Raw genomic sequence first — 14,577 nt, 5'->3', positions numbered from 1 at the left:
TCCGTTGCATCATGATTGGCAAGCGGGGTATCACCCTGCGCGGATGCAAACAATCCCAAGGCCAAAGGCGCCGATCGTTGTATTTGTTGATGACACGCCCGCGCGCTGCCTCGGAGAGGTTTGTGGCGCAGCTGCCGACCCGCACCAGATCACGGGTGACCGTCATCCATTCCCCCATTCTGGAAATCAAACCGCTGCCGGTGCAGGTTTCAACATCCGACGTGCAGGGGCTTATCTTCTCGTCAGCCAATGCAGTGAACGCAGCGGCATCAATGGGGGTAAGCCGCGATTTGCCCGCCTATTGTGTGGGTCCGACCACGACCGGCACCGCCAAAGGCGCAGGCTGGGCGGCGCAGATGGTTGGCGGCACGGCCGAGGAACTGGTGGCGGCCCTGCTACAGATCCGGCCGCACAGCCCGCTGTTGCATTTGCGCGGCGAACACAGCCGTGGAAACGTGGCCGAGCGTTTGACAGAACTGGGTGTAACAACGCGGGAACAGGCGGTTTACCAGCAACATCTGCGACCGCTGAGCGCCGAGGCTTTGGCGGTTTGCAACGCAGATCAACCGATCATCGCGCCGATATTCTCACCCCGGACCGCGCGACAATTTGCCGACATCTGGGCCGGAACCGCGCCCCTTTGGCTGGCCGCGATCAGCCAGGCAACGGCGGAACCCCTTAAATCCTTGGGCTACACGCGTCTGAAGATCGCCAAAGAGCCGACGCCCGTAAAAATGCGCAAAGCCGTTAAAAAGCTTGTGAAACATGCGATGCGGGTTGAGGGCGAGCCGGGTGCAGATTAACTTGGACCAGTCTGTAGTTCTGGTGATTTTAGAATCGATAAGGGGAATGTGACGGTGGCGGGCAAAAAGAAATCCGATCAGGAACCGGTGGAAACCCCGAAATCGGACGACGTAGCCGAAGGCGCAACTGTCGATCCAACTGTCGAATCTGATGACGCGGCTGTTGACCAGAACGACGCCAGCGAAGACCTGACTTCCGAAGCCGAAGCCGAAGCCGAAGCCGAAGCCGAAGCCGAAGCCGAAGCCGAAGCCGAAGCCGAAGCCGAAGCCGAAGCCGAAGCCGAAGCCGAGATTTCGGCGGATACGGCTGAACCGGCGCAGGCACAAGAAAAGCCTGCCGAACCGGCCCCCGAAAAACGCGGCGGCTTTGTTCCGGCCCTGCTGGGCGGCGTGATTGCTGCCGGACTTGGTTTTGTGGCCGGGCAGGGCGGGCTGTTCTCGTCGGGCGGGTCGGACACTGCGCAATCAATTGCCGCGCTGGAATCGAAACTGGCTGATCAATCGGATCAGATTGCAGCCCTGACAAAATCGCTGTCGGATGCGCCGGATGTCTCGGGCCTGTCAGATCAGGTGCAGGCCCTGTCGCAAAAGCTGGACCCGGTTGATGCCGACCTGACCGCGATGAAGTCCAGTGTCGAGGCGCTGAGCGGTCAGATCTCGCCTTTGGCCGATCGATTGACCGAGCTTGAGAAGAACCCGATTGCCGAAAACACCTCGCCCGAGGCGAATGCCGCTTTTGAGGCTGAGTTGAAGAAGCTACAGGACTCGCTGGCCGCACAGCGGGCCGAGGTTGAGAAGATGGTGGCCGATGCCCAGGCGCTTGAGGCTAAAGCCTCGGCCGAAGCTCTTGCGGCGACCAATGCCGCGATCCTGTCGCGCCTGCATGGCCAGTTGGATACGGGTGCGCCATATTCTGATCTGGTGACCGAACTGCAAGCAGGCGGTGTGACCGTGCCGGATGCTTTGTCCGGCCCCGCCGACAAGGGGGTCGAGACGCTGCCAGCGCTCCGCGCCTCATTCGCGCCCGCGGCGCGCACGGCACTGGCCGATGCGCGGGATGCGGACAAAGGCACTGGCCTTGTCGCCTTTTTGCAGCGTCAGACAGGGGCGCGGTCGGTGACCCCTCAGGACGGGGATGACCCCGATGCCGTTCTGTCGCGTGCGCAGGCCGCTCTGGCCTCTGGCGATCTGAGCGGCGCATTGTCGGAACTGAAATCTTTGCCCGAAACGGCGCAGACCGCGATGGCCGAGTGGGAGCAGGCGGCTCAGACCCGTGTCTCTGCCGTAGATGCCGCGAATACGCTCGCGTCCAGCCTGAACTCGAACTGAGGGACCTGCCATGCTGTGGTCATTGTTTAAAATCCTTGTTTTCGTTGCGATTATTGGCCTGCTGGCCTTGGGGGCGCAGGCTTTGATGCAGACCAGCGGCGGGGTGCAGATCACCGTTGCGGGTACGGAATACACTTTGGGGCCGCTGCAATCGGTGATCGCGCTGGGCGTGCTGGTCTTTGCGGTTTGGCTGTTCTTCAAACTGCTCAGCCTGTTGATCGCGACGCTGAAATTCCTCAATGGCGACGAAACCGCCCTGTCGCGTTATTTCGACCGCAGCCGGGAAAAGCGTGGTTATGAGGCTTTGGCGGATGGTCTGATGGCGCTGGCCTCGGGCGAAGGGCGCACGGCGATGACCAAGGCAAACAAGGCCGAGAAACTGCTGAACAAGCCCGAGCTGACCAACCTTCTGGTGGCGCAGGCAGCCGAGATGACCGGCGACACCAAGAAGGCATCCGAGACCTACAAGAAGCTGGTGACCAACAACGCCACGCGTTTTGTCGGTGTGCGCGGGATCATGAAGCAGAAACTGGCCGAGGGCGACGACGAAACCGCGCGCAAGCTCGCGGAAAAGGCGCTGGCGATCAAACCGCGTCACGAGGAAACACAGGACGTTCTGCTGGGCCTTCAGACCAAGGCGCAGGATTGGGCCGGCGCACGGTCGACGTTGACCTCGAAGCTGAAGGCCGGGTATCTGCCGCGCGATGTGTTCAAACGGCGCGATGCGGTTCTGGCCCTGTCCGAGGCCAAGGATATTCTGGACGAGGACGCGACAGTTGATCAGCAAGAGCGCGCGATTGAGGCCAACCGCCTGTCGCCTGATCTGGTCCCCGCGGCGGCAATGGCCGCACGCGCCTATATCGAAAAGGGCAAACCCAAAGCCGCGACCAAGATCCTGAAAAAAGCGTGGGAGGTGCAGCCGCACCCCGATCTGGCCCATGCCTTCGCCGAGATTGCGCCGGATGAAACACCAGACCAGCGGATCAAACGCTTTACCGCCCTGACACGGATTCATCCCGAAAACATGGAGACCCGCCTGATCCTGGCCGAACTGAATATCGTGGCCGAAGACTTCCCCGAAGCGCGTCGCGCGCTGGGCGATGTGGTCGAAAAGCAGGCGGATGCGCGTGGGTACACCCTGATGGCCGCGATTGAGCGGGGCGAGGGTGCAACGGATGCGGTGGTGCAGGGCTGGCTGGCCAAGGCGCTGAACGCGCCGCGCGGGCCGCAATGGGTCTGCACCAACTGCCATGACATTCAGCCGGAGTGGGCGCCGGTCTGCCAGAATTGCGGCAGCTTCGACACGCTCAGCTGGCAGACCCCGCAAACGCCCGAGATCGCCAGCGCCACAGGCGTTCACATGCTGCCACTGATCGTCGGCGCGTTGGAAGACAAAACTGACGAGCCAGATGAGATGGAAGCGACCGAGCCCGAGGGTGCAGACGTCATCGAACTGGACGCCGAGCCGGTTGAGGAGAAGGTCGAAAAACAGGCCTGAACCCCGCGATTGCTGGGCAATTGTCCCGGACAGTTCGGTTTGCTAACGTCGCCCTTACGTCGGGGAGGGCGTACTGACCGAAATGCTGGACTACTCGCATAACCCGTGGCTTGTGGCGGCGTCACTGGCCGTGGCGCTGATGGCCGGGTTCACCGGGCTTTACCTGACGCACGGGGCCTCAAAGCTGGATGACCAAAGGCGCAAATTCGTGGTGGCGCTGGCGGCGGTCATTTTGGGCGGCGGCATCTGGTCTATGCATTTTGTCGCCATGTTGGGCCTGCAACTGCCGATCCTCTTTTACTATGACGCGCTCATTACGCTGATTTCGGCCCTTGTGGCGATCCTGATGGTGGGACTGGCGTTGCTGTTGCTGCATTTCCGGCCTCGAACGATGCAGACCATGGTTTCTGCAGGGGTCATTGTCGGCCTTGGCATCGTGGTGATGCATTATGTCGGCATGGCAGGGATGGAGCTGTGCCGCCCGGTCTACACGGTCTGGGACGTGGCGATTTCCACCGTGGCCTCGGTGGTTTTGTCGGTGCTGGCGATCTGGGTGGCCTATGACAACCGGACCCAGCGCAACATCCTGCTGGGCACCGTGTGCTTCGGTCTGGCCGTCTTCACGATGCATTTCGTGGCGGCGGGGCTGACCGATTTCATCGCCAGTGACAATGCAGGCGGGGCCGGGCCTGCACTGAACAATCAGGTGCTGGCGATGGGGGTCACGGTTTCGGTGTTTCTGATTTGCGGGGCGTTTCTTCTGACCGGGATCACTTTTATCGGGCCTCAGCCCGAAGTCGCACCGTCAGTGCCCGAGCCCACGCAAGACCCCCAGCCTACCGCGCTGCGCGCCGGTGTTCCGTTCGAGCGTGAAGGGCAGACCTTCTTTACCGAACCCGCCAGCGTGGCCGCGATCCGGGCCGAGGGGCATTACACCGTGCTCTACATGGGGGCCGAGAAACTGTTTTGCCCCTGGTCGATCACCGAGGCTGAATCGCGTCTGAAATCCTATGGCTTTTTGCGCGCGCATCGCAGCTATCTGGTGAACCCCAAACATGTCTCAAGCTTTGAGCGGCACAAAGACAATGGCACCTGCTACTTCGACGGGGTCGATGCGCTGAGCAAGGTGCCGGTCAGCCGATCCCGCCTGACGGCGATCCGCGAGGCGCTGGGCCTTTGATCGCAACTCGTGCAGCCTATTCGCAACTCGTGAAACAAGCCGCGCGCCCCGTTTCACGTGACTGGCGGCACTAGCGCCCTCTCCTCTTTTCTTTCCTCAGGTCCCCCAAGGCATACCGCTCGGACCCAGGGAGGAAAAACATGATACCAGCCGGTTTTGAGTATCACCGGCCAGGCGACATCGCCTCGGCCATCGGCATATTGCAGGAACACGGAGATGAGGCGCGTGTGATCGCGGGCGGGCACAGCCTGATCCCGATGATGAAACTGCGCATGGCCGAAATGGGTCATCTGGTCGACCTTCAGGCCATTGACGAGCTCAAGGGTATTGAGGTCGGCGCCGAGACCGTGACCCTTGGCGCGATGGTCACGCAGCATGAGTTGATCACCCATGACGGGCTGGCCGCAGCCATTCCGCTGATCCGCGAAGCGGCGCTGCAGATCGCTGACCCTCAGGTGCGTTACATGGGGACTGTTGGCGGCAACGTGGCCAATGGCGATCCGGGCAATGACATGCCGGGGCTGATGCAGTGTTTGAACGCGACATTCGATCTGTCCGGCCCCGATGGTGCCCGCAGCGTCGCCGCGCGGGAGTTCTACGAGGCCGCGTATTTCACCGCGCGTGAAGACGAAGAAATCCTGACCCGCATCTCGATCCCGGTGCCGGGTGCAGGCGTTGGTCAGGCTTATGAAAAGCAAAAGCGCAAGATCGGCGATTACGCGACGGCTGCTGCTGCGGTGATGGTGGGCAACGGAACGGCTTCGGTTGCGATGACCAATCTGGCTGACACGCCGGTCTGGTCCGAGGCCGCGAGCGCCGCTCTGGCAGGCGGCGACGTTGAGGGCTGCGTGGCGGCGATGCTCGACGCGATTGACCCGGTGGCCGACAACCGCGGCCCTGTCGAATTCAAGAAACACGTGGCCGCCGTGATGCTGCGCCGCGCCATCGACCGTGCGCAAAGCCGCGCGGGGTGAGGAGGGGAACACATGTCGAAAATGCACGTCAAACTCACTGTGAACGGACGCGAGGTCGAAGGTCTGGCCGAGCCGCGCACGTTGCTCATTCACTTCCTGCGGGAAGATCTGAAAATCACCGGCCCTCATATCGGCTGCGAAACCAGCCATTGCGGGGCCTGCACAGTTGATATCGATGGGAAATCCGTCAAATCCTGCACCGCCTTTGTGGCACAGGTGAACGGGGCCGATATTACCACCGTCGAAGGGCTGACCAATGACGATGGCAGCCTTGGCGTTCTGCAAGAGATGTTCCGCGAACATCACGGGCTGCAATGCGGTTTCTGCACGCCAGGCATGATTACCCGCGCGCACCGCTTGCTGCAGGAAAACCCGAACCCGACCGAGGAAGAAATTCGTTTTGGTATGGCTGGGAACCTGTGCCGCTGCACCGGATATCAGAACATCGTCAAGGCGATCTCGGCCTCGGCTGACATGCTGAACGCTCAGAAGGAGGCTGCGGAATGAACGACCAGACCCTGACCCCCGAAGAACGCGCCGCCAACCTAAAAGGCATGGGCTGCGCCCGCAAGCGCGTCGAGGATGTGCGGTTCACGCAAGGCAAGGGCAATTATGTCGATGACATCAAGCTGGACGGCATGCTGTTTGGCGACTTTGTGCGCTCGCCCTACGCCCATGCCCGTGTTGTCAGTGTGAACAAAGAGGCGGCGCTGGCCGTGCCCGGTGTAATTGCCGTTCTGACCGCTGAGGATCTGTCTCCGCTGGGTCTGCACTGGATGCCGACGTTGGCAGGCGACAAGCAGATGGTTCTGGCCGACGGTAAAGTCCTGTTTCAAGGCCAGGAGGTTGCCTATGTCGTGGCCGAAGACCGCTACATCGCGGCGGATGCTGTGGAACTGGTTGAGGTCGAATACGAAGAACTGCCGGTTCTGACCGACCCGTTCGAGGCGCTGAAATCCGATGTTGTCCTGCGCGAAGACCTTGAAGGTCAGACCGAGGGCGCGCATGGCCCACGCAAGCATCACAACCATATCTTCACCTGGGAACAGGGTGACAAGGACGCGACCGAGGCCGTTCTGGCTGAGGCCGATGTAGTTGCCGAAGAGATGATCTATTATCACCGCACCCATCCCTGCCCGCTGGAAACCTGCGGCTGTGTGGCCTCAATGGACAAGGTGACCGGTAAGCTGACGCTTTATGGGACGTTTCAGGCCCCGCATGCGATCCGGACGGTTGTGTCGCTGATCTCGGGTCTGGCCGAGCACAACATCCGGGTGATCAGCCCCGATATTGGCGGCGGGTTTGGCAACAAAGTTGGGGCCTATGCGGGGTATGTCTGCTCGGTTGTCGCCTCGATTGTGACCGGCAAACCGGTGAAATGGGTCGAGGACCGGATGGAGAACCTGATGTCCACCGCCTTTGCCCGCGATTATTGGATGCAGGGCAAGATCGCTGCGACCAAGGATGGCAAGATCACCGGGCTCTGGTGTCATACCACGGCGGATCATGGTGGGTTTGATGCCTGTGCGGACCCGACCAAGTTCCCTGCCGGGTTTATGAACATCTGCACCGGGTCTTATGACATTCCAACCGCCTATCTGGCCGTTGATGGTGTCTATACCAACAAGGCTCCGGGCGGGGTGGCCTATCGCTGTTCCTTCCGCGTGACCGAGGCCGCCTATTTCATCGAACGCATGATCGAGGTTCTGGCCATCAAGCTGAACATGGATGCAGCCGAGCTGCGCCGGATCAACTTCATCAAGGCCGATCAGTTCCCCTATCAGTCGGCACTGGGCTGGGAGTATGACTCGGGCGATTATCATACTGCTTGGGACAAGGCGCTGAAGGCCGTTGATTACGAAGGTCTGCGGGCTGAACAGGCGCAGCGGGTTGAGGACTTCAAGGCTGGCAAGACCCGCAAACTGCTGGGCATTGGTCTGACGCATTTCACCGAAATCGTGGGTGCGGGGCCGGTGAAGAACTGCGATATCCTTGGGCTTGGCATGTTCGACAGCTGCGAGATACGGATCCACCCGACGGGCTCGGCCATCGCGCGGCTGGGAACGATCTCTCAGGGTCAGGGCCATGCCACGACCTTTGCCCAGATCATAGCCAGTGAGATCGGCTTGCCCGCTGATGATATCACGCTGGAGGAGGGCGATACCGACACCGCGCCCTATGGTCTGGGGACCTATGGCTCTCGGTCAACGCCCGTGGCGGGTGCGGCAACGGCCATGGCTGCGCGCAAAATCCGCGCCAAGGCGCAGATGATCGCGGCTTACCTGCTGGAGGTCCATGACAACGATGTCGAATGGGATGTGGATCGGTTCTCGGTCAAAGGCGCACCCGAGCGGTTCAAGACCATGAAGGACATCGCCTTCGCCGCCTATAATCAGGCCATTCCGGGGCTGGAGCCGGGTTTGGAAGCCGTCAGCTACTATGACCCGCCAAACATGACCTACCCGTTCGGCGCCTATATCTGCGTCATGGAAATCGACGTGGATACAGGCGAGTGGGAGGTCCGGCAGTTCTACGCTCTGGATGATTGCGGTACGCGGATCAACCCGATGATTATCGACGGGCAGGTTCATGGCGGTGTGACCGAAGCGTTGGCCATCGCGATGGGTCAGGAAATTGCTTATGATGAGATGGGCAACGTGAAGACCGGCACACTGATGGATTTCTTCCTGCCGACCGCGTGGGAGACGCCGAATTATATTACCGATTATACGGTAACGCCGTCTCCGCATCATCCGATTGGGGCGAAAGGCGTCGGGGAAAGCCCGAATGTGGGTGGCGTGCCTGCGTTTTCGAACGCGGTGCATGATGCGTTCCGGCCCTTTGGTTTGGTGCAGAGCCATATGCCGCATGACCATTGGCGGATCTGGAAGATTGCCAATGGGCTGGGGATGCACGGGTAATTGGGTTCGGACCGGCTGTGGCCGGTCCGATCAGGCAAGGGGGCTCTGCCCCCTTGGACCCCCGAGATATTTTTGGCCAGATGAAGATTGGATCCTGGTTTTGACTTTGAGTGACGTGCAGAACGGATTGGCCGCGCAGGGCTATGTTGCCGATGATCGGTTGGCGATGGCATTGCATCTGGCGCAGGCGTTGGGGCGGCCCTTGTTGCTGGAAGGTCCGGCCGGGGTTGGCAAGACCGAGGTCGCCAAGGCGGTGGCGGCTTGGCGGGATACGCGGTTGATCCGGTTGCAGTGTTATGAGGGGCTGGATGCAAACCACGCGATCTATGAGTGGAATTATCAGCGTCAATTGTTGGCGATCCGAGCGAGCGAAGCGCAGGGTGGCACCAGCGAGGCGCAACTGTTTTCCGATGCGTATTTGCTGAAAAGACCTTTGTTAGAGGCTATTTCGGAAGAAGAACCTTCGGTTTTGTTGATCGATGAGATTGATCGGGCGGATGAAGAATTCGAAGCCTATCTGTTGGAAATCCTGTCGGACTATCAGATCACGATCCCCGAGCTTGGGACGATCAAGGCGCGGGTTCGGCCCATTTTTATCCTGACCGCAAACGGGACGCGGGATCTGTCGGATGCTTTGCGGCGGCGGTGTCTTTACAGTTTCCTGGACTATCCAACGAAAGAAACGGAACTGGCGATCCTGCAGGCGCGGATGCCCGAGGTTGAAGGGGCGCTGGCGCGGCAGATCATCGGGGTCGTGCAGGCGCTGCGGCAGGAAGATCTGGAAAAGAAGCCGGGTGTGGCAGAGATGTTGGATTGGGCCGCCGCCCTGTCGGGCCTGGGGGTCAACGATCTGGCCAAGTCGCGGGACGAGGTGCAGGCGACTTTGGTGTGTCTGTTGAAAACCGCTGCGGATTACGATGCGGCCCCTGCGGAATTGATGGATCGGCTGATCGGGAAGGTGGCGTGATGCAGGTGACGCGCTTTCCCTCTCGGGCTGATGGGTTGGCGGATCGCATGTCGGGGTTCATTGCCCATCTGCGCCTGAATGGCTTGCGGGTTGGCCCGAAAGAGACTTGCGACGCGTTGGTGGCTTTATCCAAGGTCGAGGCTACGGACACCGATCAGGCCCGTCAGGCATTATGCGCGGTTTTGGCTGGGGATGCCGAAGATTGGCGGCGGTTCGACGGCCTGTTTGACGCCTATTGGTTCAATGCGGGCAAGCAACGGTCCGGCGTCGCGCAGAACACGCATGTTCGGGTTCAGTCGGCAAAGCCGATGATCTGGCAAAGCCATGAACCGGGTGCGGACAGTGCTGAGGCCAGTTCAGGGGACACCACTCCGGACCCGAGCGACAGGGAGGCCGAGGGGAAGGACGGGAAGCTGATTGCAACCCGCACGGCCAACCTGTCGCGCCGGGATTTGCGTGAGTTGATGGATGAACACTCGTTGAAACAAGCGGAAGAGGCGGCGTTGAAATTGGCGCGCGCCATACGCGACCGGCGTTCGCGCAGGCGCAAACGGGCTTTGCGGGGACCAACGCTGGATATGCGGCGCATTCAACGGGCCAGTCTGGCTCGGGGTGGTGAGCCCATCGATCTGTTTCGCCGCGCGCGGCCCCCTCGTCCGATGCGGATCGTTGCCTTGTGCGATGTCAGCGGATCGATGACCGTGTATTCGCGGGTCTTTCTGGCCTTCCTCAAAGGTCTGATCGGCAGCGGCACTGATGCGGATGCCTATCTGTTTCACACCCGCCTGCTGCGGGTCACCGACGCTTTGCAGGACCATGATACGCTGCGCGCGGCTGGTCGGTTGTCGCTGATGGCCGAGGGGTTCGGTGGCGGTACGGATATTTCGGGCAGTCTGGAGCGGTTTCTGGATGGCTACGGCGCGCGCGCGCTGAATGGCCGGACGGTCGTTCTGATCCTGTCGGACGGGTACTGCACTCAGACCCCGGATCGGTTGGCAGACGCTTTGGCACGGATGCGGCGCAAAGCGCGGCGGATTGTCTGGCTCAATCCGCTGAAAGGGTGGAAGGGCTACCAGCCTATCGCGGCGGCCATGCAAGCTGCGGAACCTTATCTGGACGCCCATTTGCCCGCCAACACGCTGGACGCGCTCGCGGCCCTTGAACCTGAATTCCGCAAGTTCTGAAAAGGGTCTAACATGGGAAATTTTGACATTTTCGACACCATTGAGCAGCTTCGGCAATCCGGTCAACCATTCTGTGTCGCGACTGTTCTGCGGACGGCAGATGCGACCTCGGCCAAGGCGGGTGGAAAGGCGGCTGTGACGCGGGGTGGAGAGATTCTGGGCCATCTGGGTGGAGCGTGCGTACAGCGTGCGGTTCGAACCTCGGCACAGCAGGCGTTGTCCAGCGGGACGCCGCAGATGATCCGCGTGAAACCTTCGGAAAAGGTGGTGACGATGACGGACCCGGATGGCGTGCAAACCTTCAAAAGCGGATGCCCGTCGGGCGGCACGGTTGATCTGCTGGTCGAGCCGTATCAACAGGCGCCCCGGCTGGTGATCTTTGGTGCCTCGCCCATCGCTTCGGCATTGGCCGAACACGGCAACTTGGCCGGGCTGCGCGTCTGTCTTGACGACGGCGCAGAGGCATCGGCTGAGTGCACCCGGTTCTCGTTGGATCAGGTGTCCGAACTTGGGGTCGAGGCTCGGGATTTCGTGGTGGTCGCGTCCCAGGGCCAAAACGATGGCGCGGCGCTAAAGGCGGCGTTGGAGACACCGGCCGCGCGAGTCTCGATGGTGGCCAGCCGTCGCAAGGCCGATACGCTGGTGGCGAAACTGATCGCGCAGGGCATGGACCCGTTGTGCGTTGCGCGGCTGAAATCGCCTGCCGGGTTGGATATTCACGCCATCGATCCGCACGAAATCGCCTTGTCGATCTTGGCCGAGATTGTGCTTTGGCGGAACAGTGATACGACTAAGGAGGTCTCTCATGACGAAAAGCTTGCGTAGATGGTGCGCCGCACTCTGGCCCGCCCGCCCCGATCCCAACCCGGAAGACGCGGCCGAAATGGCGCTGATCGTCTTCCCAAGATGTTGTTGAACAAAGGAAATGCCTGAATGGAACTGAGCGACGAAATCCGTATCACCGCCCCCCGTGACGTGGTGTACCGCGCCCTGAATGATGCAGAGATTCTGAAAGAATGTATTCCGGGCTGCGAGGAACTGGTTCAGAACTCGCCCGAGGATCTGGAAGCCAAGGTTGTGCTGAAAATCGGCCCGGTCAAGGCCAAGTTCGCCGGTCAGGTGACGCTGGACACCTCTAACGCACCGGATGGCTTTTCCTTGAATGGCGAAGGCAAGGGCGGGGCCGCCGGGTTCGCCAAGGGCGGGGCCGAGGTGACACTGACCGAAGATGGCGATGAGACGGTTCTGGCCTACACCGCCAAGGTCGATATCGGCGGCAAGATCGCACAATTGGGCAGCCGTTTGATCGCGGGAACGGCCAAGAAACTGTCTGGCAAGTTCTTCACCCGCTTCGGTGAAATCGTGTCCGAGCAATCGGTGTCGTGAGATTGTAAATGACAGCAAACATCGCCCGCGCACGGGTGGTTTTGGAATAGCATCTTTGGGGGATTTGGTGCCCAGGAGAGGACTCGAACCTCCACGTCCATACGGACACTAGCACCTGAAGCTAGCGCGTCTACCAATTCCGCCACCTGGGCAGGTGTCGTGAGGGGGCGTTTAAGCCCAGTGGCGGGGGGCGTCAACCGGATTCGGGGAGATTTTTGAAAGTTTTTTGAACAAGGCCGATTACGCCCCCAATCAGGCATTGTGCCGATGTTGCCGCGTGGCGAATTAGCGCCTTGTTTCGAAGCGATCTGGGCGCTACGTCTTTTCCCCATAAAGTCAGCAGGAGGTCACCCATGTCCAAACTGGTCACGATTTACGGCGGATCGGGTTTTGTCGGGCGCTACATCGCGCGACGGATGGCGGGTGAAGGGTGGCGCGTGCGCGTGGCGGTGCGCCGGCCGAACGAAGCCATGTTTGTCAAACCCTACGGCGTGGTTGGTCAGGTCGAACCGGTCTTGTGCAATATCCGCGATGATGCGTCGGTTGCGCAGGCTATGCAGGGTGCGGATGCGGTCGTGAACTGCGTGGGCGTCCTGAACGAGCTTGGCAACAATGATTTTGCCGCCGTGCAGGCCGAAGGGGCCGAGCGGATCGCGCGTTTGGCGGCGCAGCAGGGTATCGCGCGTATGGTTCATATTTCGGCCATTGGTGCGGATGCAGATGCGGCCAGCACATACTCGCAGACCAAGGCGCGGGGAGAGGCGGGCGTGTTGCAGCATATGCCCGACGCCGTGATCCTGCGCCCGTCGCTTGTCTTTGGCACGGAAGATCAGTTCTTCAACCGCTTTGCGGGTATGGCGCGTCTGGGTCCGTTTTTACCTCTGGTCGGTGCCGATACGAAATTCCAGCCGGTCTATGTGGACGATGTCGCGCAGGCGGCGGTCAAAGGGGTTCTGGGTCAGGCGCAGGCCGGGGTTTACGAATTGGGCGGGCCCGAGGTCAAAACCTTCCGCGCCCTGATGCAGCAGATGCTGGAGGTCATTCACCGCCGCCGGATCATTCTGGGTGTACCGTTCTTTGTGGCCAAGATCATGGCCGGGGTTCTGGACATTGCGAAATTCGTCAGCTTCCAGCTGTTCCCCAACAACATCCTGACCCGCGATCAGCTGAAAAACCTGCGCCGGGACAATGTTGTGTCAGAGGGTGCAAAAACGCTGGAAGATCTTGGGATCGAAGCCACGACGCTTGCGTCGGTTCTGCCCGAGTACCTGTGGAAATTCCGCCCCTCGGGCCAGTATGACGACATCCAGAATTCCGCCGATAACCTGCGGACCTGATCAGCTGTAGGCAATCACCAGCAGGGTGATGCCCAGAAACACGCGGTAAATCACGTATGGGGTGAAGCTGACGCTGCGCAGCAGGCGCATCATCAGGCTGAGCGCCAAAAGTGCCGAGACAAAGGCGAAGGCAGCGGCAATCGCCCCGTCTTTGGCCAGATTGGTATCGGCCTGATGGATCACATCCGCTGACAACAAGACGCCCGAGGCGATGATCGTCGGGATCGACATCAGCATGGCAATGCGGGCCCCGTCCTCGCGCGTGTATCCCAGATGCCGGGCACCGGTGATGGTAATGCCGGACCGCGATGTACCGGGGATCAGGGCGATGGCCTGCCACAGGCCCATGATCGCCGCGTCCCGCAGGCCCCAATCCTTTGCCACCTTGGTTTGCGGGCCCTTTTGATCCATCCAATACAGCAACACGCCAAACAGCAGCATTGTCCAGCCGATCACAGCGATCGAACGCATCGCATCGCTCAGCCCGGTCAGAAACAGGACAAGCCCGGCAAGAACGGTTGGGATCGTCGCGATGATCAGCCCCAGGGCCAGCCTGGCCTGCGGGGTATCGGTTTGGCCTCTTAGGGCGCGGGGCACGCCGGAGAGGGCAGATTTCACGTCCGTCCAAAAATACAGCACAACCGCGCCCAGCGTGCCCACATGAACCGCGACGTCTATGGTTTGGCCCTGATCCTCCATCCCTGTCAGGCTGGGCAGCAGGATCAGATGGCCCGATGAAGACACCGGCAGGAATTCAGTTATCCCCTGAATTATCGCTACGAGAATCAAGTGAAAAAGACTCATTTAACCTGCTGCACTGCTACCAAATCGTTTTACTTTTTATGGGTATTCCGGTGGCTCTCAAAAGGAAAGTGCGTTGATAGGCCCGAATCGGAACTAAAATCACGCAGTAATTTCCCGAGATTAGCAAGATACCGCAAACTTTTCCAATTTAGGTCAGTACTTTTTACTTTTCATCCCAAACTGCATCTCTTAAA

The 14,577-nt window shown here is 60.4% G+C and carries 13 protein-coding genes and 1 tRNA gene; 12 read left to right on the top strand and 2 right to left on the bottom strand.

The features are described from left to right. Positions 1–122 precede the first annotated feature (122 nt). The 11 genes from ACR0LW_RS18340 (at position 123) to ACR0LW_RS18290 (ending at position 12,242) form a co-directional block, all read left to right on the top strand. Positions 123–803: a uroporphyrinogen-III synthase gene (locus tag ACR0LW_RS18340; RefSeq protein ID WP_480883799.1), complete on the top strand. Its 681-nt coding sequence runs from the start codon at positions 123–125 to the stop codon at positions 801–803. A 54-nt stretch (positions 804–857) separates the two neighbouring features. Continuing rightward, complete coding sequence (locus tag ACR0LW_RS18335) at positions 858–2,132, top strand: COG4223 family protein (protein WP_480883797.1); 1,275 nt, start codon at positions 858–860, stop codon at positions 2,130–2,132. Positions 2,133–2,142: 10 nt separating this feature from the next. Next, on the top strand, positions 2,143–3,630 hold the full coding sequence (locus tag ACR0LW_RS18330) for a heme biosynthesis HemY N-terminal domain-containing protein (RefSeq protein WP_170631648.1): 1,488 nt from the start codon (positions 2,143–2,145) through the stop codon (positions 3,628–3,630). Positions 3,631–3,712: 82 nt separating this feature from the next. After that, on the top strand, positions 3,713–4,810 hold the full coding sequence (locus ACR0LW_RS18325; RefSeq protein WP_480883795.1) for an MHYT domain-containing protein: 1,098 nt from the start codon (positions 3,713–3,715) through the stop codon (positions 4,808–4,810). A gap of 140 nt (positions 4,811–4,950) precedes the next feature. Beyond that, positions 4,951–5,784 (top strand): FAD binding domain-containing protein, encoded by an 834-nt coding sequence (locus tag ACR0LW_RS18320; protein WP_480883793.1) that lies wholly within the window; start codon positions 4,951–4,953, stop codon positions 5,782–5,784. A gap of 12 nt (positions 5,785–5,796) precedes the next feature. Beyond that, a complete protein-coding gene (locus tag ACR0LW_RS18315; protein WP_480883791.1) occupies positions 5,797–6,291 on the top strand; it encodes a (2Fe-2S)-binding protein in 495 nt (164 codons plus the stop codon). Beyond that, on the top strand, positions 6,288–8,705 hold the full coding sequence (locus tag ACR0LW_RS18310) for an aerobic carbon-monoxide dehydrogenase large subunit (RefSeq protein ID WP_480883789.1): 2,418 nt from the start codon (positions 6,288–6,290) through the stop codon (positions 8,703–8,705). The genes ACR0LW_RS18315 and ACR0LW_RS18310 overlap by 4 nt, the downstream gene beginning before the upstream one ends. Positions 8,706–8,805: 100 nt before the next feature. Continuing rightward, positions 8,806–9,672 (top strand): AAA family ATPase, encoded by an 867-nt coding sequence (locus ACR0LW_RS18305; RefSeq protein WP_480883787.1) that lies wholly within the window; start codon positions 8,806–8,808, stop codon positions 9,670–9,672. Continuing rightward, positions 9,672–10,856 (top strand): VWA domain-containing protein, encoded by a 1,185-nt coding sequence (locus ACR0LW_RS18300; protein WP_170735477.1) that lies wholly within the window; start codon positions 9,672–9,674, stop codon positions 10,854–10,856. The genes ACR0LW_RS18305 and ACR0LW_RS18300 overlap by 1 nt, the downstream gene beginning before the upstream one ends. A gap of 12 nt (positions 10,857–10,868) precedes the next feature. Continuing rightward, entirely contained in the window at positions 10,869–11,681 is an 813-nt protein-coding gene (locus ACR0LW_RS18295) for an XdhC family protein (RefSeq protein WP_480883784.1), read from the top strand. Positions 11,682–11,789: 108 nt separating this feature from the next. Continuing rightward, positions 11,790–12,242, top strand: a complete 453-nt coding sequence (locus tag ACR0LW_RS18290; protein WP_170453301.1) for an SRPBCC family protein — start codon at positions 11,790–11,792, stop codon at positions 12,240–12,242. 65 nt (positions 12,243–12,307) lie between these two features. On the opposite strand, the gene ACR0LW_RS18285 is transcribed toward ACR0LW_RS18290, so the two are convergent. Beyond that, a tRNA-Leu gene (locus ACR0LW_RS18285) sits at positions 12,308–12,394 on the bottom strand. Between the two features lie 201 nt (positions 12,395–12,595). Here ACR0LW_RS18285 and ACR0LW_RS18280 point away from each other — a divergent pair. Continuing rightward, the gene (locus tag ACR0LW_RS18280) at positions 12,596–13,579 is read left to right on the top strand and encodes a complex I NDUFA9 subunit family protein (RefSeq protein ID WP_170520803.1); all 984 of its coding nucleotides are present in this window, start codon (positions 12,596–12,598) and stop codon (positions 13,577–13,579) included. On the opposite strand, the gene ACR0LW_RS18275 is transcribed toward ACR0LW_RS18280, so the two are convergent. Then, positions 13,580–14,383, bottom strand: a complete 804-nt coding sequence (locus ACR0LW_RS18275) for an undecaprenyl-diphosphate phosphatase (RefSeq protein ID WP_480627334.1) — start codon at positions 14,381–14,383, stop codon at positions 13,580–13,582. Positions 14,384–14,577: the final 194 nt, after the last annotated feature.

Source organism: Ruegeria sp. N4, from assembly GCF_056531425.1.
Note: the sequence above shows the minus strand (reverse complement) of the source record. Positions and strands in the feature narration are given on the sequence as shown.